At 58.7% G+C, this 20,590-nt stretch carries 23 protein-coding genes; 16 read left to right on the top strand and 7 right to left on the bottom strand.

Going from position 1 to position 20,590, the window contains the following annotated elements:
- Position 1: 1 nt before the first annotated feature.
- Together GSR16_RS07100 and GSR16_RS07095 are read right to left on the bottom strand one after the other, a co-directional pair.
- A complete protein-coding gene (locus GSR16_RS07100) occupies positions 2 to 424 on the bottom strand; it encodes a DNA polymerase III subunit chi (protein ID WP_159875895.1) in 423 nt (140 codons plus the stop codon).
- Positions 411 to 1,976, bottom strand: coding sequence for a leucyl aminopeptidase (locus GSR16_RS07095; protein WP_159875893.1), 1,566 nt, complete (start codon positions 1,974 to 1,976; stop codon positions 411 to 413). Before GSR16_RS07095 ends, GSR16_RS07100 begins: the two co-directional genes overlap by 14 nt.
- A 203-nt stretch (positions 1,977 to 2,179) precedes the next feature.
- On the opposite strand from GSR16_RS07095, the gene lptF reads away from it, so the two are divergent.
- The 4 genes from lptF (at position 2,180) to GSR16_RS07075 (ending at position 7,488) form a co-directional block, all read left to right on the top strand.
- Positions 2,180 to 3,280: an LPS export ABC transporter permease LptF gene (lptF, locus tag GSR16_RS07090; protein WP_159875891.1), complete on the top strand. Its 1,101-nt coding sequence runs from the start codon at positions 2,180 to 2,182 to the stop codon at positions 3,278 to 3,280.
- 5 nt (positions 3,281 to 3,285) lie between these two features.
- Positions 3,286 to 4,362 carry an LPS export ABC transporter permease LptG gene (gene lptG / locus GSR16_RS07085; protein ID WP_159875889.1) on the top strand — a complete coding sequence of 359 codons (1,077 nt, stop codon included), beginning with the start codon at positions 3,286 to 3,288 and terminating at the stop codon, positions 4,360 to 4,362.
- Between the two features lies 1 nt (position 4,363).
- Positions 4,364 to 6,934 carry a [protein-PII] uridylyltransferase gene (locus GSR16_RS07080; RefSeq protein ID WP_159875888.1) on the top strand — a complete coding sequence of 857 codons (2,571 nt, stop codon included), beginning with the start codon at positions 4,364 to 4,366 and terminating at the stop codon, positions 6,932 to 6,934.
- Between the two features lie 89 nt (positions 6,935 to 7,023).
- A complete protein-coding gene (locus GSR16_RS07075) occupies positions 7,024 to 7,488 on the top strand; it encodes a MaoC family dehydratase (protein WP_159875886.1) in 465 nt (154 codons plus the stop codon).
- Positions 7,489 to 7,545: 57 nt separating this feature from the next.
- Here GSR16_RS07075 and GSR16_RS07070 read toward each other — a convergent pair whose 3' ends face one another.
- The 3 genes from GSR16_RS07070 to GSR16_RS07060 all read right to left on the bottom strand — a co-directional run bounded on the left by GSR16_RS07070 (position 7,546) and on the right by GSR16_RS07060 (position 11,112).
- Complete coding sequence (locus tag GSR16_RS07070; protein WP_159875884.1) at positions 7,546 to 9,153, bottom strand: methyl-accepting chemotaxis protein; 1,608 nt, start codon at positions 9,151 to 9,153, stop codon at positions 7,546 to 7,548.
- A 176-nt stretch (positions 9,154 to 9,329) separates the two neighbouring features.
- Positions 9,330 to 10,280 (bottom strand): GMP reductase, encoded by a 951-nt coding sequence (locus GSR16_RS07065; RefSeq protein ID WP_159875882.1) that lies wholly within the window; start codon positions 10,278 to 10,280, stop codon positions 9,330 to 9,332.
- Positions 10,281 to 10,461: 181 nt separating this feature from the next.
- Positions 10,462 to 11,112 carry a ParA family protein gene (locus GSR16_RS07060; protein ID WP_159875880.1) on the bottom strand — a complete coding sequence of 217 codons (651 nt, stop codon included), beginning with the start codon at positions 11,110 to 11,112 and terminating at the stop codon, positions 10,462 to 10,464.
- A 104-nt stretch (positions 11,113 to 11,216) separates the two neighbouring features.
- On the opposite strand from GSR16_RS07060, the gene GSR16_RS07055 reads away from it, so the two are divergent.
- On the top strand, positions 11,217 to 11,876 hold the full coding sequence (locus GSR16_RS07055) for an HAD family hydrolase (RefSeq protein WP_159875878.1): 660 nt from the start codon (positions 11,217 to 11,219) through the stop codon (positions 11,874 to 11,876).
- A gap of 70 nt (positions 11,877 to 11,946) precedes the next feature.
- Here the strand turns inward: GSR16_RS07055 and GSR16_RS07050 are convergent, their stop codons facing one another.
- Positions 11,947 to 12,876 (bottom strand): exopolyphosphatase, encoded by a 930-nt coding sequence (locus GSR16_RS07050; protein ID WP_159875876.1) that lies wholly within the window; start codon positions 12,874 to 12,876, stop codon positions 11,947 to 11,949.
- Positions 12,877 to 12,954: 78 nt separating this feature from the next.
- On the bottom strand, positions 12,955 to 13,545 hold the full coding sequence (locus GSR16_RS07045; protein ID WP_159875874.1) for an IMPACT family protein: 591 nt from the start codon (positions 13,543 to 13,545) through the stop codon (positions 12,955 to 12,957).
- A 103-nt stretch (positions 13,546 to 13,648) separates the two neighbouring features.
- On the opposite strand from GSR16_RS07045, the gene GSR16_RS21305 reads away from it, so the two are divergent.
- The 11 genes from GSR16_RS21305 to GSR16_RS06995 all read left to right on the top strand — a co-directional run bounded on the left by GSR16_RS21305 (position 13,649) and on the right by GSR16_RS06995 (position 20,574).
- The gene (locus GSR16_RS21305; RefSeq protein WP_276608568.1) at positions 13,649 to 13,777 is read left to right on the top strand and encodes a hypothetical protein; all 129 of its coding nucleotides are present in this window, start codon (positions 13,649 to 13,651) and stop codon (positions 13,775 to 13,777) included.
- A 79-nt stretch (positions 13,778 to 13,856) separates the two neighbouring features.
- Positions 13,857 to 14,285 carry an NfeD family protein gene (locus GSR16_RS07040; RefSeq protein ID WP_159875872.1) on the top strand — a complete coding sequence of 143 codons (429 nt, stop codon included), beginning with the start codon at positions 13,857 to 13,859 and terminating at the stop codon, positions 14,283 to 14,285.
- Between the two features lie 2 nt (positions 14,286 to 14,287).
- On the top strand, positions 14,288 to 15,229 hold the full coding sequence (locus tag GSR16_RS07035) for an SPFH domain-containing protein (protein ID WP_159875870.1): 942 nt from the start codon (positions 14,288 to 14,290) through the stop codon (positions 15,227 to 15,229).
- Positions 15,230 to 15,297: 68 nt separating this feature from the next.
- On the top strand, positions 15,298 to 15,831 hold the full coding sequence (locus GSR16_RS07030) for a septation protein A (protein ID WP_159875868.1): 534 nt from the start codon (positions 15,298 to 15,300) through the stop codon (positions 15,829 to 15,831).
- On the top strand, positions 15,831 to 16,133 hold the full coding sequence (locus GSR16_RS07025) for a YciI family protein (RefSeq protein WP_159875866.1): 303 nt from the start codon (positions 15,831 to 15,833) through the stop codon (positions 16,131 to 16,133). The genes GSR16_RS07030 and GSR16_RS07025 overlap by 1 nt, the downstream gene beginning before the upstream one ends.
- On the top strand, positions 16,130 to 16,396 hold the full coding sequence (locus tag GSR16_RS07020) for a BolA family protein (RefSeq protein WP_159875864.1): 267 nt from the start codon (positions 16,130 to 16,132) through the stop codon (positions 16,394 to 16,396). The genes GSR16_RS07025 and GSR16_RS07020 overlap by 4 nt, the downstream gene beginning before the upstream one ends.
- Positions 16,397 to 16,414: 18 nt before the next feature.
- Positions 16,415 to 17,203: a peptidylprolyl isomerase gene (locus GSR16_RS07015; protein WP_159875862.1), complete on the top strand. Its 789-nt coding sequence runs from the start codon at positions 16,415 to 16,417 to the stop codon at positions 17,201 to 17,203.
- Positions 17,204 to 17,236: 33 nt separating this feature from the next.
- Positions 17,237 to 18,019, top strand: coding sequence for a peptidylprolyl isomerase (locus GSR16_RS07010; RefSeq protein WP_159875860.1), 783 nt, complete (start codon positions 17,237 to 17,239; stop codon positions 18,017 to 18,019).
- A gap of 345 nt (positions 18,020 to 18,364) precedes the next feature.
- Positions 18,365 to 18,973, top strand: coding sequence for a CDP-alcohol phosphatidyltransferase family protein (locus tag GSR16_RS07005; protein WP_159875858.1), 609 nt, complete (start codon positions 18,365 to 18,367; stop codon positions 18,971 to 18,973).
- Positions 18,966 to 19,913, top strand: coding sequence for a phosphatidate cytidylyltransferase (locus tag GSR16_RS07000; RefSeq protein WP_159875855.1), 948 nt, complete (start codon positions 18,966 to 18,968; stop codon positions 19,911 to 19,913). The genes GSR16_RS07005 and GSR16_RS07000 overlap by 8 nt, the downstream gene beginning before the upstream one ends.
- A 7-nt stretch (positions 19,914 to 19,920) precedes the next feature.
- On the top strand, positions 19,921 to 20,574 hold the full coding sequence (locus GSR16_RS06995; protein ID WP_159875853.1) for a lysophospholipid acyltransferase family protein: 654 nt from the start codon (positions 19,921 to 19,923) through the stop codon (positions 20,572 to 20,574).
- The last annotated feature ends 16 nt before the right edge of the window (positions 20,575 to 20,590 follow it).

The following is a 20,590-nucleotide window of genomic DNA, read 5'->3' as shown; positions in this document are numbered from 1 at the left end:
GTCACTTGTGGCTCATGTCATGATGTTGGATGGCGTAACCCAGAGCGCGATAAGCCTTGAAGCGGTGGCGGGCGGTATCCAGCGCGGCCTCATCGGTTCCGACAATCTCCAGAATACGGGAAAACTGCGCCGGCGCGGGCGGTAATTCCGGTCCCAGATTCAACAACACCGGGTGCTGCAAGTCTGCCGGCAGTGTGGCGGTAAGCCAGATCGGAGTTTCCGCCGCCTCGGCAGCATCCAGCCGGCAGTGGGCAATGAACTGGATGTCACTGATGCACCACAGCCGGTTGCTGAAGGTATCGAGCGCCCGCTCGTCCTCCAGCCACACCAGCAGGCGCTCCTGTTTGCGAAATACCGTTGCGGCCAGCTTGCAGGCAAACTCCTGCGGCTGGGCCACATTGGTATAAAAATCAATCCGCGTCATCTTCTACAACTTCTGGCGATTCGCGACGCGGACGGCCACGGCGCACGACATTGCCCAGGGCGATGTCGGCGCGGTCTTGCAGGAATTGCACTAGCAGCGGCACTGGGCGACCGGTTGCGCCCTTGTCCTTGCCGCTCTTCCATGCGGTGCCGGCGATGTCCAGATGCGCCCAGTCGTAAGCCTTGGCAAAGCGCGACAGGAAGCAGGCGGCAGTAATGCTGCCACCCGGACGGCCACCAATATTGGCCATGTCGGCAAACGGGCTCTTGAGCTGTTCCTGGTATTCATCCCACAGCGGCATGTGCCAGGCACGGTCGGCCACTTCCTCGCCAGCGGCCAGCAGCTCGCGCGCCAGGCTGTCCTGGTTGCTGTACAGGCCGGTGGCAACATGGCCCAGGGCGATGATGCAGGCACCGGTCAGGGTGGCGACATCAATCACGGTTTCCGGATTGAAGCGCTCGGCAAAGGTCAGCGCATCGCACAGGATCAGGCGGCCTTCGGCATCGGTATTGAGCACTTCGATGGTTTGGCCGGACAGGCTGGTGATGATGTCACCGGGCTTGACAGCATTGCCGGCCGGCATGTTTTCGCAGGCCGGTACAATGGTGACCAGATTGATCGGCAGCTTCATTTCCACGGCAGCGCGGAAGGCACCCAGTACCGAGGCTGCGCCGCACATATCGTATTTCATCTCGTCCATGCCTTCACCGGGCTTGAGCGAGATACCGCCGGAGTCAAAGGTGATGCCCTTGCCCACCAGTGCCAGCGGGCGGTCGTTCTTGTCCTTGGCACCCTGGTAGTGCAGCACGATCAGCCTGGGTTCCACCACACTGCCACGGGCGACCGACAGGAAGGAGTTGAGCCCAAGCTCTTCCAGCTGGCTCTGGCCGTAGATTTCCACACCCGTGCCGAATTCGGTGGCAATGCGCTCCGCTTCTTCTGCCAGGTAAGCCGGCGTGCAGACATTGGGCGGCAGGTTGCCCAGATCCTTGGCCAGCTTCATGCCGTTACCAATGGCCAAGCCGCGCAGCAGGCCTTTCTCACCATCGGCCAGATCGCTGCGGCGCGGCACGGCCAGGGTAAGCTTGCGCGGCTCACGCACGCTGTCATCCTGCTTGCTCTTGAAGCGGTCGAAGCGGTAGAGCACGTCCAGCGTCACCACGGTGGCCTGTTCGATCATCCATTCGACATCGTGTTTCTTCACGGTCAGCTCGGTCAGGTAGCTGACGGCTTCAGTCGCGGATGTCTGGGTCAGGCTGCGCACCGAGCTGCGCACGGCCTCGCGGTACTCCTTGGCGCGGAAGTCGCGCTCCTTGCCCAGACCGACCAGCATCACCCGGTCGCACAGGGTATGCGGCACAGAGTGCAGCAACAGCGTGCTGCCCAGCTTGCCTTCCATGTCGCCACGACGAATCACGTCGCTGATAAAGCCGTTGGAGATGCGATCAAGCAAATCGGCGGCAAAGGTTAGCTTGCGCGATTCATAGACACCTACTATCACGCAGGCAACGCGCTGTTTTTCCGGGCTGCCGCTTTTTATGTTAAATTCCATCTTGTACTCCCGTGTAATGCGAGTGTCAGTTATTCCACTTCCTTGCAGGCTGCCAGCAGTGCCTGGCGTGCCGGAAAGCCCTGCCTGTAGCAGGCGAAGACAGAAGCTGCGTCCATCCCGAAATTTGCCGGAAACGGCGTTTCAGAGTTATCAAATCAAATTATCACTACGCAAGTCATAAAAAGTCAAAAAGGCACTGATAAATGGTTTTTCGTAAAAGCCTGACCCGAGAATTGACTTTTACCGCCCTGGGCGTTTTTGTCGTCCTGCTGGCCATCATTCTCTCTACCCAGGCCATCAACCTGCTAGGCCGTGCGGCCGAAGGCCAGATTGCAAACGAAGCGGTTACCGCACTGATCGGTTTCTGGGCGCTGGGCCTGTTTCCCCTGCTGATGATTCTTACCGTATTCGTCACCGTACTGGTGGTGATGACCCGCATCTGGCGCGATCACGAAATGGCGGTATGGTTGTCATCCGGCCTGTCGCTGCGCGACTGGATATGGCCGGTAATGCGTTTTACCATTCCACTGGCCCTGCTGGTGGGCATTGTGTCGCTGTTCATTGCCCCCTGGGCGGAAGAGCGCAGCCAGGTGTATGCCGAAATCCTCAAGCGGCGCGAGGAAATCAGCGCCATCGCCCCCGGCGTATTCAAGGAAACCGGCTCGGGCAGCAAGGTTTATTTCATCGAAAGTTATGGCGGTCAACATGGTGCCGCCACGCGCATATTCATGCAGGACGTAAGCGAAGGCAAGGTTTCCAGCATCTTCGCCCAACGCGGCTACATCACGGTGAATGCTGACAACGAACGCGTGCTGGTATTGGAGGATGGCCGCCGCTATGTGGGTGAGCCAGGCCAGTCGAATTACGAAGTGGGCAGTTTCAAGCGCTACAGCGTGCTGATCGGAACCAACCAGAAGCTGGCGGCTGCGCCCAACAATCGCCAGGCGCAAAGCACCAGCACGCTGATAGGCAGTAGCGACCCGGCCTACCGCTCGGAGCTGGTATGGCGGCTGTCCATGCCGCTGAGCTGCCTGGTGCTGGCACTGCTTGCAATCCCACTGTCGTACTACAACCCGCGCAGCGGCCACGCCTACAACCTGGTAGTAGCCTTGCTGGGCTTCTTCCTGTATCAGAACAGCCTGACCTTGGTACGCAACTGGATCACCCAGGGCAAGGTGGGCATGGCCAGCATTCTGGTGGTACATGTCATTGTGCTGATCATTGCCGTTCTGCTACTGAAATATCGTGATCGCCCAGCCAGTTCCGTGAGCCAGACCCTGAAATACTTCCTGCACAAGCACTGAATCCGATGAAACTGATTTATCGCTACATCATCAGCGCGCTGACCCAGTCCACGCTGTTTACCCTGGCAGCCTTGCTGGGCCTGTATGGTTTCTTCGATATCATTCATGAAGTGCCAGATCTGAACCACGGCAATTACAGCATCACCAAGATGCTGGGCTACATCGCACTGCAGGCGCCGGGCCATGCCTACGAACTGATGCCGCTGGCCGTGCTGATTGGCGGCATGGTGGCCATGACCCAGCTGGCCAGCTCCAGCGAATACACGGTGATACGCACCTGTGGCATCACGCTGGGCCAGATTGCCCGTACCCTGCTGTTGTTTGGTCTGGGCTTTGCCCTGCTTACCACGGCACTGGGTGAGTTCATCAGCCCCTATGCCCTGCAGCAGGCCGAGCGCATGAAGCTGTCGGCCATGCGCTCCATGGTGGCGCAGGAGTTCCGCTCCGGTATCTGGGTGAAGGACAACAACAACTTCATCAATGTGCATGAAATGTTGCCTGACACCACCTTGCTGGGCGTGCGCATCTACACCTATGACGACAACTACCAGCTGATGACCACCCGCTATGCCGAACGCGGCAACTACCAGCGCGCTGCCCACGTATGGCAATTGCACAATGTGGTAGAAACCCGTCTGTTCCCGGACCATGTGGAAAGCAAGTCGGTGCCGCTGGCGCAGTGGACCTCGATTGTGGAGCCGGACATCCTGAATGTGCTGCTGGTGGTGCCGGAACAGATGTCGGCGATGAACCTGATCAAGTACATCGAACACCTGAGTGCCAACAAGCAGCAGACGCAGCGTTACGATATTGCGCTGTGGAGCAAGCTGTTCTACCCACTGGCCTGCGTATCCATGGCGCTGGTGGCACTGGCGTTCACCCCGCAGCAGCGCCGTCACGGCCAGTTGGGCGTGCGCTTGTTTTCCGGTATTTGCCTGGGGGTGGGCTTTCACTTCATCAACCGCCTGTTCGGCCACCTGGGCTTGCTGTACAGCTGGAATCCGATCATTTCCGCTACGGTACCGACATTGATGTTCCTGTTTGCCGGCATCGCCATCATCCTGAAACAGGAAAGACGCTGACATGGACCAACACGCTAGCGACCCGACTCAAGACCTGCGCAAACAGCTGGCCAGCCAGCGCCAGCAACTGCTTGAACAATATCGGGTCGGGCGTGACCCGCAGCACTACCTGAGCCAGCACAGTCTGTTGGTGGACAGCGTACTGCAGCAATTGTGGCAGCAGGCCGGCATGGACGAGACTGCCACCCTGATTGCAGTTGGTGGCTATGGCCGTGGCCAGCTGTTTCCCAGTTCCGACATCGATGTGCTGGTGCTGTTGCCCAGCCCCACTCCGGCAGATTTGCCGGAACGCGTTGCCGCACTCATCGGCCGCATGTGGGATATCGGCCTGGAAGTGGGTCACAGTGTACGTACCACAGACGAGTGCCTGCAGGAGGCGGCAGGTGACATCACCATTGAAACCAACCTGCTGGAAAACCGCCTGGTGGCCGGTGCTGCCGCACCCTACCACCAACTGATCAGCCAGCTGGATTGCCAGCGCGATCCGCTCGCCTTCTTTGAAGGCAAGACGCTGGAACAACAGCAACGCCACAACCGACATTTTGGGGTTACCAACAATCTGGAACCCAATATCAAGGAAAGCCCCGGCGGCCTGCGCGATCTGCACACCATCCTGTGGATCAGCAAGGCCATTGGCCTGGGGGAAAACTGGAGCGATCTGGTACAGCGCGGCATCCTCACCCCGGCGGAAGCCAGGCTGATTCACCACAGCGACCGCCAGTTGCAACGCCTGCGCATCGACCTGCACATCCTGGCACGCCGGCGCGAAGACCGGCTGATCTTCGATCTGCAACAAAGCATGGGACTGGCCTTCGGCCTGCAGGACACGCCAGCCAAGCGGGCCAGTGAACAGGTGATGCAGCTGTATTTCCGCGCCGCCAAGACGGTAAGCCAGCTCAATGGCATCCTGCTGCCCAATCTGCGTGCCCGCCTCTACTCGCAAGTACCACGCATCACGCAAAATCTGAACGAGCGCTTTTACTCGGTCAACGGCATGCTCGGCATTCGCCGCCCCGATGTGTTTGAAAAAGAGCCTTCCGCCATTCTGGAAGCCTTCCTGATGCTGCAGCGCAATCCGGAACTCACCGGCTTTGCCCCGCGTATGCTGCGCGCCCTGTGGCATGGCCGCAGCCATATCAACGACCGCTTCCGCAAGAACCCGGAAAACCGCCGCCTGTTCATGCAGATGCTGCGCGAACCCGGCCTCACCCGCTGCCTGCGCCGCATGAACCTGTACGGCGTGCTGGGCCGTTATCTGCCGGGCTTTGGCCGCATCGTCGGCCAGATGCAGCACGACCTGTTCCATGTGTATACCGTGGACGAACACATCCTGATGGTGGTGCGCAATCTGCGCCGCTTTGCCATCAGCGCCTTCAATCACGAATACCCCTTCTTGTCCCGCCTGATCAATGATTTCGAACGGCCGGAAGTGCTGTATGTGGCCGGCCTGTTTCATGACATTGCCAAGGGTCGTGGCGGTGACCACTCCACGCTGGGCATGGTGGATGCACGCGAGTTCTGCGAGCAGCACGAACTGTCCGCCGAGGACACCGAACTGGTGGTCTGGCTGGTGGGCCAGCATCTCACCATGTCCAGCATCGCGCAGAAGCAGGACATTTACGATCCGGACGTGATCCAGCGCTTTGCCGAGCTGACGCAAACCCCGCGCCGCCTGGCGGCGCTGTATCTGCTGTCGGTGGCCGACATTCGCGGCACCAGCCCCAAGGTATGGAATGCCTGGAAGGCCAAGCTACTGGAAGACCTGTACAACGCCACGTTGCGGGTATTGTTGCGCGGCGGCGAGGTGGACCTGAACTCGGAACTGGAAGAACGCAAGACCCAGGCCCTCAGCCTGCTGCGCCTGTATGCCGTACCTGCAGGGGTGGAACAGAAACTGTGGTCGCAACTGGACATGCTGTACTTCCTGCGCCACGAGGCCAAGGAAATTGCCTGGCACGCCCGCATCCTCAACCGTTTCGTCAATATTGAAACCCCGATGGTGCGCGCCCGCCTGTCGGACGACCACGAGGGCATCCAGGTACTGGTGTACACCCCGGACAAGCCGGAACTGTTTGCCCGCACCTGTGCCTTTTTTGGCCGCACCAATTACAGCATTGCCGACGCCAAGGTCTATACCACGCGCCACGGCTATGCGCTGGATACCTTCCATGTCTTCATTCCCGAGCATCACGACGGGGATTATCGCGACATGATCAATTTCATCGAATTTGAACTGGCTGAATGCCTGCGGCTGGAAACCCCGCCGCCGCCGCCGGCCAATGGCCGCATCAGCCGTCATCTGAAGCACTTCCCGATTGCGCCGCAAGTACTGATCCGTCCGGATGACAAGGAAAACTTCTACGTGCTGTCCATCGTGACCGGTGACCGACCCGGCCTGCTGGCACGCATTGCCAAGGTGCTGGCCGATTACCACCTGAGCGTGCAATCGGCCAAGATCATGACGCTGGGTAGCCGCGCCGAGGACTCCTTCCTGATCAGCGGCCCCGGCCTGAAGGATGACAAGATGGTACTGGCCCTGGAAAGCGACCTGATCGCCGCCCTGCGCATCTGAGTGCCACCCTTGCCCAGCCGGGCAAGGGCTTTGACCTGACGCACCCGGCATCGTATGCTGGACAGCCTCCACTTACGTTGACGTCAGCCATGCTCTACTACGAAGACCTGACCACCGGCCGCCGCTTTCAAACCGCCAGCCATACCCTGAGCGAAGACGAAATCATTGCCTTTGCCAGCCAGTTTGACCCGCAGCCCTTCCATACCGACCCGCAGGCAGCCAAGACCAGTGTCTTTGACGGTCTGGCGGCTTCCGGCTGGCACACCAGCAGCCTCACCATGCGCCTGATCACAGCCAGCGAGCTGAAGAACGTGGCCAATGGGCTGATCGGCATGGGCATCCGTGACATGCGCTGGCCACGCCCCACCCGCGCTGGCGATACCCTGCGTGCGGAAGTCGAAGTGCTGGGACAAAAGCCTTCCGCCAGCCAGCCCGGTTTTGGCGTGGTGCAGTTGCGCTGGACGACCTTGAATCAGCATGACGACATTGCCATGCAACTGGAGACTTCCATCTGGGTAGCCCGTCGCCCGGTGACCACAACAGAGCCAGCATGAAAAAAGCCTGCCCCGAGTGACCGTGGGCAGGCTGCTGCATGGGTAATGCTCAGTACGTCAGCGCTTCTGCCATTTGCTGAAATCTTCGGTCAGCTGTGCCAGATCCACCGAAGTTTCGGCCAGACGACCAGCACTCTCGCCGATGGAATGCGTGGTGTTAAGATCCTGCTCGGACAAGGCATTCAGCTGCTCAAGCGCAGCAGCCATCACATTGATGGAGTCGGATTTGCTGCTCATTTCCCGCGCCAGTTGCTGCGCCTGCTGACTGGACTGCTCGGCGGCCTCGATCAGCCCCTGCAAATTGCCGGACGACAGGCGAATCTGGCCATTGACCTCACCAACCTCTTCCACCGTAGCATCCATGCTGCTGACAGCGGAATGAGTGATCTTGCCGATCTCCTCGACAATCTCGCCAATCGAATCCGTGGTTTTGGTGGTGCGCTCGGCCAGCTTGCGTACCTCATCGGCCACTACGGCGAAACCACGCCCCATCTCACCGGCACGCGCGGCTTCGATTGCAGCATTCAGGGCCAGCAGATTGGTCTGGTCGGCAATCTCGCGGATCAGGCTGGTCATGCTGCGGATGCGGATCATCGCCTCATCCAGCTCCACCATGGCGCCTCGCGATTGTGATACCACGCCCACCGCACGCTCGGCGGCAGAGGTAGCTGCGTCCATGGTCTGGCGGCCTTCGCGCGCTACTTGCTGGGTATGACGCGAATCCTGCTGGTTATGCTCGGCCAACCGCACCACATCCTGTACCGCCAGGCTGAGCGACTCCATATTGTGGCTGATCTGGTTCAGGCCCTGGCGCTGCTGTACCGATCGCGCAGCCAGTACATGCATATCATCCAGCAAGCCATGAGCCTGTTCCTTGGTATGAAAACTGGCCCGCATCACATCGGCAATGGTGGCGCGGTAATGAATACGCAAGGCCTCCAGCGAAGATAGCACCTTGCCCAGCAGGCCACCTTCATGTGCCATGGTGGCATGATCCAGCCGCCCTTCCTGCAAGTCCTGGAAGCGCCCATCCAGCACCATGAGTGCCGATCTTACCCGCAGCCACGCCCAGGTGCCGGCCCCCAGGGCCAGCAGACAGCCGGCCATGCCGCCGACCACGCGCAGCCATTGCAATGAATCCGGCAAAAAGAACGACACCATGGTCACCAGCAGCCCCAGCACAAACAGGAGGGGTGCCACTTTCAGTACATCGGACTGCCGCGCATAACGCTGCAGGGTGGATGGCAGGCTGGCCTGCTTGTCCATCACTTGCCGGTACAAGGCGGCAGCGGCTTCCACATCCTGCCGCTTGGGTTGGGAACGTACCGACATATAGCCCACAATGCGCCCATGTTCGGTAATAGGGGTAACGTAAGCCTCCACCCAATAGAAATCGCCATTCTTGGCCCGGTTCTTGACAATGCCCCGCCAGGGTTTGCCGGTTTTTACCGTGTCCCACAAGTCGGCAAAGGCAGATGGCGGCATGTCGGGGTGACGCACGACATTGTGGTTCTTGCCCAGCAGTTCGGCCTCACTAAAGCCGCTGATTTCAATGAAAGCGCGATTGGCATAGGTAATGCTGCCTTTCACATCGGTCTTGGTAACGATGGGATTGACAGGGTCGACAATCAACTCGTTGGCGGTAACAGGCAGATTGATCTTCATTTGATGTGAGTTCTTTTGTTAGTTTTAATTATTTAAAACAATTTATTTAATATTAACATTCTAACAATAAAGTCCATGACTCAGAATAAGAAAACTGCACCTCATTACCAGCCTGATACGTAAAAAAACCCGCACAAGGCGGGCTGTTTGCTGTACTGCAGGCGAATGAACCGGTTTCAGCGGGACACCTGGATCATCTCCACCGATTTCAGTGCAGCCAGATCTCGACCACCGGCATAGCTGACCGAGGACTGCAGGTCTTCCTTCAGTTCCCGCAGTAATTTGCCGATGCTGCCCTTGTATTCCACCAGGATTTTCTTGCCTTCCACATTGACATAAGCCCCCTTGTTGAACTGCGAGGCACTGCCAAAGTATTCCTTGTAATGCTTGCCGCTGATCTCGACAATTTCGCCGGCAGATTCGTCATAACCGGCAAACAGCGAACCGGCCATGATCATGCTGGCACCACAGGCCAGCGCCTTGGCCATGTCGCCATGTTCCACGATGCCGCCATCCGCAATCACCGGCACGCTGACTGCCGACACACAATCGCGCACGGTGGAAATCATCGGACGATGAAAACCGGTCTTGTTCTTGGTAATGCACACCCGGCCACCGGCAATACCGGCCTTGATGGCGTCACACCCCCAACTTTCCAGATCACGGGCGGCCTCGGCGGTGGCAATATTGCCGCCAATCAGGAAGCTGCCCGGAAAGGAAGCCTTGATATGTTTGATCATGCGCTCAGCCTTGACACACCAGGCATTGGCCACGTCCAGCGTGATGTACTCTGGCGTCAGCCCGGCAGCTTTCAGCTCGGCCAGCTGTTGCAGGGTGTCGTCATTGACGCCGACACTGATGGAGGCAAACAGACCCTTTTCCTGCATGGCCGCGGTAAAGCGGCAGGCATCCACATTGAAACGATGCATGGTGTAAAACCAGCCCAGACGGGCAAAGGCTTCGCAAGTTTCTTCATCCACCACCGACTTCATATTGGAGGGATAGATGGGCATGTCAAAACAGCGTGGCCCGAATTGAACCGAGGTATCGCATTCCTTGCGGCTGTCGACAATGGTTTTTCTCGGGACGAGGTACACGTCGCCATAGTTCAGTTCGGTAGTCATCATGCAAGTATTCCCTTCAGGCTGTAGACGATAAAAATGCAGGGGCCCCAATAAAAAGCGGGAGCCACATGGGCTCCCGCTTACGGATTCTCCTGCGCCGCCATCCTTTGGCTCGCACGCAATTACCGGTCGAATCTACGCCCGCAATATCTTCACGTCAAGCATTTATTTCTTCGCATGAAGATTATTTATCAAACCAACACGCATCATCCGCCTCGCCCAACCAGCGCAAAATGGGCTTCCAGGCAGCTCTGTCTTTCTGGGTGCGGGATTCGGGCAGATCAAACAGCGTCATGCCGGATGCTGCCGCCTGCACGTATAACTGGGTGTCACGCAACCAACTGAGTACCGGTACATCGTGATCGGCCAAAAAGCGCTCCAACTCTTTGGCCGAGCGGGTGCGCGGATCGACCCGCATCCCCACCACCGCCATGAACACCTTGTTCTTGCGAATGGCTTTTTCCGCCAGCAACTGCTCGAAAAACTCGCCGCTGGCCCACATATCGAAAGGGGAAGGTTGAATCGGTATCAGAATGCGCTCGACACGGGAAACCAGCGTCGCCATTTTCTTGCCATGCAGGCCAGCACCGCTGTCCAGGATCACCATTTCGGTACCCTTGGGCGGTTTAGCCGGCTCACCGACAGCCACTTCCCATCCCTGGATAGCAGGCAGACTGGAGGAACGCTCTTGCAACCATCGCAGTGAAGACTGCTGGCGATCCACGTCGCCCAGCATGACCTTGCGGCCGGAACTGGCAAAGTAGCCAGCCAGATTGGTGGCTAGAGTGGATTTTCCACTCCCGCCCTTGGGATTCGCTACCAGCACAGACTGCACACAGACCCCCGATTGCTTGGTGATCGGACCACTATACCAGAGTCATTACCCTTGCAGGCAGCCGCCTGCCGCATTAGGCTGACACGCCGGAGGAAAGCAAACCAATGAAACCAAGCATGCAAGCCATCCTGTTCGACATGGATGGGCTGATGATAGACACCGAGAGCATCAGCGGCCAATCCTGGCTGCGCGCCGCAGCCGAGGTGGGCGTGGAGATTCCCGAAGCGGTGATCCTGGGCATGGTGGGCCTGTCGGTCACCAAAAGCCTGGACTATGTGGCCCAGCACTTTCAGGACCGCACCCTGGCGGAAACACTCAGCCAGCATTGCCGTCGTCATTATCGCGAACTGCTGACCCATGGCGAGCTGAAGCTCAAGGACGGCATTATCGAAGTGCTGGACTGGGTAGAAAGCCGGGAGCTGCCACGCGCCGTGGCTACTTCCACCCAGCGCCAGATGTGTGACCTGAAACTCAATCGTACCGGCCTTGGACGTTACTTCCAGCACACGGTGGCCGGGGATGAAGTGGCCAATACCAAGCCGGCACCGGACGTCTACCTGGCCGCCGCAGCCCGGCTAGACATCCAGCCTGCAGATTGCATCGTGCTGGAGGATTCGCTGACCGGCATGCATGCCGGGCTGGCCGCCGGCATGCGGGTGATCCTGGTTCCCGACATGGTGAAACCACAAGCCCATCAGACCACAGAGGCGCTGGCGGTATGTGACGATCTGCACCAGGCACTGCTACTACTCAAGACGCTGTAACACCGGCATTGCCAGCGGGCAGGCAGTAAAAAAGGCCGCCAGTCTGGCGGCCTTTTTCATGGCGTCACCATCACGCCTGCGCCCGTATGCGCGAAATCAGCTCGTCGCGAATGTCTTCGTACTGATCGACGCTTACCTGGCAAGTACCAGCCGCCTCGTGGCCACCACCACCGTATTGCAGCATCAGCGCCCCCACATTGGTGCGGCAGCCGCGATCGATAATGGACTTGCCGGTGGCAAACACGATGTTCTGCTTGTTCAGGCCCCACATCATGTGGATGGAAATATTGCACTCCGGGTACATCGCATACACCAGGAAGCGGTTTGCCGGATAGATGGTTTCTTCCAGCAGCAGGTTGAGTAATACCAGATTGCCATGCACCTTGGCACAGCGTTCGATCTGCTCGCGTGCCTGGTCCTGATACTGCATGTACAGGTCCACCCGCTCTTTCACATCGGGCAAGGCCAGGATTTCTTCGATGCTGTGATCCCGGCAATAGCCGATCAGGTCCATCATCAACTGGTAATTGCTGACGGTGAAATTGCGGAATCGCCCCAGCCCGGTACGGGCATCCATCAGGTAATTGAGCAGCACCCAGCCACTGGGGTTGAGGATTTCATCGCGGCTGAACTGGGCGGAGTCGGCCTTGTCGACCGCCTCCATCATCTCGTCGCTGATGCGGGGAAAAGCCTGTTTGCCACCAAAGTGGTCATATACCACGCGGGCAGCAGATGGTGCGGCCGGATCGATGATGTGGTTGGCGTGCTGGCCGTTGCGCAGGGTTTCAGACAGATGGTGGTCGAACGCCAGGTAGGCACCCGGCACATACGGCAGGTTGGTGGTGATATCACGCTCGGTAATTTCGATCTTACCGTCCTGCATGTCCTTGGGGTGAACGAACTTGATGTCGTTTACCATGCCAAGCTCGTTCAACAGGACAGCACACACCAGGCCATCAAAATCACTACGCGTCACCAGACGGTATTGCTGCTGCGACATTCATTTCTCCCCGTAAACAAGATTCCGTTCCGCCAGATCCTGCGATTATCCGCCACATCCTGCACCAGGACGGCAGGCTTAATTCTCATGCGTCATGAAATATACCTCACCGGCCAGCAGATCATGCAAGCGCATTTGCAAGGCCTTGCACTCTACGGCAGGCAGACTCAAGGTCAACTCCACCTGCTCGGCATAACTGGCTTCACTCACCGCAATCTGCAAAGCATCACAGTGTCGACGAAAACGTGACTCGTCGGCAAAGGCAATACGGGCGCGGCACTGCGTCATCACAACCACCGGCACCAACTGCGCCAGCAGCAGTGCCTCGTTCAGCGCCTGGGTGTAGGCCCGCACCAGCCCGCCAGCACCCAGTTTTATCCCGCCAAAATAGCGCACCACCACCGCCAGCACATTGTGTAATTCCTTGTGCATCAGCACGTTATACATGGGGCGGGCGGCTGTACCAGAGGGCTCGCCATCGTCGTCCAGCATGGAGTCGCCGCTAGCTAGCAGCACCGCGCAGTAATGGCGGGCGTCCGGGTAGCGGGCGCGCAGATCGGCCAGGTGCTGCATGGCCTGTTCGCGCCGCTCAACGGGGTAGACGTAGGCTAGAAAACGGCTCTTTTTGATGTCGATTTCTGCAGCAACAGGGGCTGCCAATTGAAACATTTATACCTGCCCTGAAGTCTTAGTTAACAGTATTGCCTGCATGGTAACGCGCTTTGCTGCCGGCGTACGCCGTGATCCTGATTTCTGGCCAGGAGACTACATCATGACCCTGTTGCTGATTTCCCTGACATTGCTGGTAGAAGCGCTGTGGCTGGCACTGGACAAGTTCTGGCTTGATCCAGCGCAAGCTGCTGTACTGCTGACTACACTTCCCGACCGGGATCACTGCTAAAAGCAGTTGTCAGCGGTCGGTTTCGGCATGAGAATGCCTAATCTTTCGTCATGAAAGCTGTTTAACCTTGACTCATACCATGTGGTTGATCGCTGCCTTGCTGGCGCTGGTGACTGAATTCATGACCGGCACTTTTTACCTGCTGATGCTGGCATTGGCACTGGCAGTAGGTGGTGTTGCCAGCTTGCTGGGGGCAGACGAAGCCACCAGCTGGTGGCTGGCCAGCCTGAGCGGCATTGCCGGAGTAACCGGTGTTGCCCGCTGGCGTAGCCGCCGGGCCGCCGGCAACGGTGACACCGCCCGCAATGATAACGATCCGGACATCGGCCAGCCGGTGCGCATCATCGCCTTGCAGGACGAGGGCATGGCCCGTGTCCACTATCGCGGTACCGAGTGGCAGGCCCGTCTTGCCGGCCACGGTCCCTGGCATGTCGGGGAAACAGCCCATATCACTGGCCGCGACGGAAACGTGCTACTACTTTCTTCCACCCATACGGAAACAAGATAACCATGGAATTCGTCATCGTCCTGTTCATTGCCGTGATGGTGTTCATCATCAAGGCGGTCAAGGTGGTTCCGCAGCAGCATGCCTACATTGTCGAGCGCTTGGGCCGCTATCACGCCACGCTGACGCCGGGCCTGAACATCCTGATTCCCTTTGTCGACCGCCTCGCCTACAAGCACAGCCTGAAGGAAATACCGCTGGATGTACCCAGCCAGATCTGCATCACCCGCGACAACACCCAGCTGAAGGTGGACGGCATTCTGTACTTCCAGGTAACCGACCCGCAGCGTGCTTCCTATGGCACCAGCGACTACCTGCTGGCCATCACCCAGCTGTCGCAAACCACCCTGCGCTCGGTCATCGGCAAGATGGAGCTGGACAAGACCTTCGAAGAGCGTGATGAAATCAACCAGATCGTGGTGGCCTCGCTGGATGAAGCCGCCATCAACTGGGGCGTGAAGGTGCTGCGCTATGAAATCAAGGACCTGGTGCCACCACAGGACATCCTGCACTCCATGCAGGCGCAGATTACCGCCGAGCGCGAAAAGCGTGCCCGCATCGCCCAGTCCGAAGGGGTGAAGATGGAACAGATCAATCTGGCCAACGGTGCGCGTGAAGCGGCCATCCAGAAATCGCAGGGCGAAATGCAGGCCACCATCAACAACTCGGAAGGTAACAAACAGGCTGCCATCAACAAGGCCCAGGGCGAAGCCGAGGCGCTGCGCCTGGTGGCTGATGCCACCGCCGATGCCGTGCGCCGTGTGGCCGAGGCAGTAAAAGTGGATGGCGGTATCGAGGCAGTCAACCTGAAAGTGGCCGAGCAATACGTCGCTGCCTTTGCCCAGTTAGCCAAGCAGAACAATACCGTCATCCTGCCGGCCAATGTAGCCGATGTCAGTTCCCTGGTTGCCACCGCGCTCAGCGTGGTCAAGCAAAGCAATCGTTAACACTTACGTCATGACAGCAGCCTTGTCCTGTCTTGTATAACAGGCAGGCTGCCCCCATAATCAGCCGCATGAAATTCTTATCCGACTTCCTTCCGGTAGCCCTGTTTTTCGGCAGTTACCTGATCACCCACGACATGTTCCTGGCCACCAAGGTTCTGGTGGCGGCTACTGCCCTGCTGTTTGCCTGGACCTGGTTCAAGCACCGCAAGGTGGACGCCATGCAATGGATCAACCTGGTCCTCAGCGTGGTACTGGGTGCGGCTACCGTGATTTCGCACAATGACCTGTTCATCATCTGGAAATTCACTGTGCTGTACTGGTTGATGGCCATTGCGCTGCTGGTCAGCGACCTGATGGGCAAAAACGGCCTGAAACTGCTGATGGGAGAGCAAATCCAGCTGCCACTCCTCATCTGGCGCAAGCTGGCCTATGCCTGGGCGCTGTTCTTTGCCTGCATGGGGGCACTCAACCTGTATGTGGCCTTCAATTTCAGTCGCGAAATCTGGCTGAGCTTCAAACTGTTTGGCAGTCTGGGCCTGATGCTGGTGTTCGTGGTGGCACAGAGCCTGTTCCTGTCCAAGTACATCGAGGAAAAGAAATAATGCTGTATATCATCAGTGGCCAGGACCACCCCGGCTCCCTGGACAAACGTCTTGCCGCCCGTCCGGAACATCTGGCCCGCCTTTCTGCCCTGCAGGAGCAGGGCCGTCTGCTGCTGGCCGGCCCCTGCCCGGCCATCGACAGCGTGGATCCGGGTAGTGCCGGTTTTACCGGCAGCCTTATCGTGGCCGAATTTGCCAGCCTGGAAGAAGCCCGCAACTGGGCAGATGCCGACCCCTATGTAGCCGCCGGCGTTTACGCAGCGGTGGAGGTGAAGCCCTTCCGCAAGGTATTCCCGGCATGAGCGATACCGTCGCCCTGCTGCAGGCTGCCCTGCAGGCACTGGCACCGGAGCATCTGGAAATCCATGATGACAGTGACGCACATGCCGGCCATGCCGGTGCGCGTTCTGGTGGCGGCCATTTCGATGTCCTGATTGTCTCCAGCCGCTTTGCCGGCCTGAACAGCGTGGCGCGCCACCGTCTGGTGTATGCCACGTTGGGCGATCTGATGAAAACCAGGGTGCATGCGCTGGCCATCCGCGCACTGACACCCGAAGAACTTTGACCCGAGGAAGAATCGCCAATGAAAAAGACCAATATTGCCGCCCTGCTGCTGGCTGCCTCCATCAGCATCCCGGCCATGGCCGAATCCATTGCCATGGTCAATGGCAAGTCCATTGACAAGACCGATCTGGACAATGCAGTTGCCATCGTCGTGCAAAACGGCAACGGCAATGTGCAGGACTCCCCGGCGCTGCGCCAGCAGGTCAAGGACACCCTGATCAACCGTGAAGTCATCCTGCAGGAAGCCCAGAGCCGCAAGCTGGATCAGCAGCCGGCCTTCGTCAAACGCATGGAAGAAGTGCGTCAGGACATGCTGCGCGAAGCGCTGTTTGCCGATCTGCTGAAAAACATGCCGATCAGCGATGCCCAGCTGCAAGAGCGTTACAGCCAGACCCAAAGCAAATTTGCCGGCACCAAAGACGTGCACGCCCGCCAGATTACCGTTGGCAGCGAAGCTGATGCTCTCAAGATCATCGACAGCCTGAAAAAGGGTGCCAAGTTTGAAGACCTGGCCAAGGCGCGCTCGCTGGACCCGGTCGCCAAGCAAAATGGTGGCGACATGGGCTGGGGCAACCTGGCACGCATGGAACCACAACTGGCCGAGCTGCTGAAAGATCTGAAAAAAGGGCAGTACAGCAGCAAGCCAATGCAGACCCGCGTGGGCTGGATCGTGTTCAAGGTAGAAGATATCCGCGATGCCAAACTGCCACCGCTGGCTGAAGTGAAACCGCAAATCGAGCGCCAGCTGCAGGAAGAAGCCATTGCCAAGGCAGTGGACGATCTGCGCAGCAAGGCGAAAATCCAGTAACTCCACACCACAGTAACAACAGGAACCAACATCATGCGCAAGACTTTGCTGGCAAGCGCCCTGCTGGCCGCTCTGAGCACCGCCGCCGTTTTTGCTGCAGGCCCGTCCGTGAATGGCACTGAAATTTCCCCGGCCCGTATTGACGCCGTGGTACAGATGATGGCCGCACAGGGTCAGCCTGCCGATGACAAGACCAAGGACATGGTCAAGGATCAACTGATCACTGCCGAAGTCCTGCGTCAGGAAGCCATCAAGAAAGGCATCGACAAGACTGCCGATTTCAAGGCCGAACTGCAGAACATGGAAGCCATGGCGCTGGCCAACCGTGTGATCAAGGATTTCCAGAAAACCAATCCGGTAACCGACGATCAGCTGAAGGCTGAATACGACAAGCTGGTGGCCTCCGTACCGGAAACCAAGCAATACCACGCCCGCCACATTCTGGTTGGCAGCGAAGCCGAAGCCAAGGCCGTGATCGAAGCACTGCGCAAGGGCAAGGCCTTTGACTTGCTGGCCAAGGAAAAGTCCAAGGACCCGGGCAGCAAGGGCAACGGTGGCGATCTGGGCTGGCAGGAAGCTGGTACTTTCGTACCTGAGTTCTCCGACGCCATGGCCAAGCTGAACAAGGGCCAGGTTACCGCCAAGCCGGTAAAAACCCAGTTTGGCTGGCACGTGATCAAGCTGGACGATGTCCGCACCGAGCGCAATGTACCGTCGCTGGATGATGCCCGTCCGCAACTGACCCAGCGCATCATGGGTGGCCGCATCGAGAAATATGTCGGCGACCTGAAAGCCCAGGCTAAGATTCAACAGTAATCACGGCTGCCATTCAGGCACAACAAGGGATGCTGCGGCATCCCTTTTTCTTTGTCTGCGCGCCGGATGATTTGGCACCATGCCCGCCAGCACGCAGGCAACCCACTCCCGCTTCCTGCCCCGCGTCCGTGCAATAACACCAGTGGCGATCTCACCGGGCAAGCTGGCCCGGTGTGCCAATACATTCCCTGCCCTTGCCTTGCCGCCTCACGCCGTCGGGCCTAAGTAAAAACCGCAAAATACCGCGACCATTTGCCCCTGCTGGCTGCGACTGTCAAAATCTGTTTGTCATCATTTCTTCATTTTGCTGCGCGCCGGGCAGCTTGCTGCTTCGGCCAACCTTCCATGCCAAGTATTTACGATCTCAAATCCCGCTTTCAAAACTTGCTGCGTCCGCTGTTGAAATCCCTGGTCCGTAGCGGCGTCACTGCCAATCAGGTCACACTGACCGCCATGCTGGGCTCCATCGCTTACGGCCTCTGGCTATGGCTGGATTCCTCCCGGCCACTGGCCTGGCTGCTGCTGCCCTTGTTTCTGTTCCTACGCATGGCACTGAACGCCATCGACGGCATGCTGGCGCGTGAATTTGGCCAGCAATCACGTCTTGGCGGCATTCTTAACGAAGTGGGCGATGTAGTATCCGACGCCGCACTTTATCTCCCCTTTGCCGTACTGAGCACGCATCCCGCGCTGGTGGTGCTGGCCGTACTGCTGGCGCTGCTGACCGAATTCATCGGCGTGCTCGGGCCCGCGCTTGGCGCGACACGCCGTTACGACGGGCCGATGGGCAAGAGCGACCGCGCCTTCTGGTATGGCGCCTTCGCACTGCTGGTGGGCTTGATGCCCACCACCGCCGCTTACGCTGACTGGCTGTTCGGCCTCACCGCACTCCTGATGTTGCTGACTGTATTCAACCGCGCCCGCGCCATTCTGAAAGAAAGCCGCCATGTTTAAGTTGCTGTTGCCGCCACCGCTCCTGTGGGCGCTGGGCGGTGTCTTTGTCCTGCTGGTGCTGGCCAGCGTTGCCATCCGCCTGCTGGAAGCGCGCAAGCCGGAAAAAAACTGGCTGGAACTGAAACTGCGGATCAAGACCTGGTGGTGGATTGTCGGCTGCTTCTCGCTCACCCTGCTGGGCAGCGTCCCGCTGGCGCTGGTGGTATTTGCGCTGATCAGCTTCCTGGCGCTCAAGGAATACCTGACGCTGTGCGCCACGCGCACCGCAGACCACGTGGTGCTGTTCTGGGCCTATCTGAGCATTCCGCTGCAGTACTACTGGCTGGGTATTCACTGGTACGGCATGTTCATCATTTTCATCCCGGTTTACATCTTCCTGTTTGTGCCCATGCGCATGGTGCTGATTGGCGAGACGCAGGGCTTTCTTAAAGCGGCGGCCTCGCTGCAATGGGGCCTGATGATCAGCGTGTTCTGTCTGAGCCATATGGCGGCGGTGCTGACCCTGCCGCAACTGACCGGCATCGGCGTACCGGCGCAGGGGGCGATGATGCTGTTTTACCTGGTGGCACTGACCCAGTTGAACGATGTGGCGCAGTACCTGTGGGGCAAGTCCTTTGGCAAACGCAAGATTGCCCCCAAGGTATCACCCAACAAGACCCTGGCAGGGCTGCTTGGCGGCGTACTGACCACCGGCCTGCTCGGCTGGCTGCTCGGCCCCCTGCTCACACCGTTCAGTCCGCAGCATGCCGCACTGGCAGGTTTGCTGATCGGTTCCATGGGTTTTATCGGTGACATCGTGATTTCAGCGGTGAAGCGTGACATCGGCGTCAAGGATTCCGGTCGTCTACTGCCGGGCCACGGCGGCATTCTGGACCGCCTGGACTCGCTCACTTATACCGCACCGCTGTTTTTCCACTACGTACACTACCTGTACTTCTAAGCGCCTTATGAACAAGCTGCTGCGTATTCTCTTTGTCATGCTGCTGGCACGCCCGGTGGTGCGCCTGTGGCTAGGGATGACAGTACGGCATCAGGAACGGCTGCCCACCGCCGGCCCTGCCATCGTCATTGCCAACCACAACAGCCACCTGGACATTCTGGCGCTCTACAGCCTGTTTCCCTTGGGGCTGATCCCGCGCGTGCGCCCCGCCGCCGCCGCGGATTACTTTCTGAAAAACCGCTGGATGGCCTGGTTCGCCACCAATGTGGTGGGCATCATCCCGGTGGTGCGCGGCGGCGTGGGCGCTGGCCGTGACCCACTGGCCGGCTGCCGGCAGGCACTGGAAGCGGGCGAGATTCTGGTGCTGTTTCCCGAAGGCACGCGTGGTGAGCCAGAAGCGCTGTCTGAAATCAAATCCGGCATCTGGTACCTGCTACGTGATTTCCCCGACATCCCGGTCGCGCCGGTGTACCTGCACGGCCTGGGCCGGGCGATGGGCCGTGGTCAGTGGCTGCCGGTCCCCTTCTTTGTCGATGTCGCCATAGGACGCTCCCTGTGCTGGCAAGAGAACAAAGACAGCTTCCGCGCACACATTCGTGACACTTTTTTGCAGTTAAAACAAAAAACCCTGCCCGCCGAACCTGGCCCGGACAGCCACTGACAAGAAAACTGAAAGG

This window comes from Aquitalea denitrificans (genome assembly GCF_009856625.1).
GTDB lineage: Bacteria > Pseudomonadota > Gammaproteobacteria > Burkholderiales > Chromobacteriaceae > Aquitalea > Aquitalea denitrificans.
Note: the sequence above shows the minus strand (reverse complement) of the source record. Positions and strands in the feature narration are given on the sequence as shown.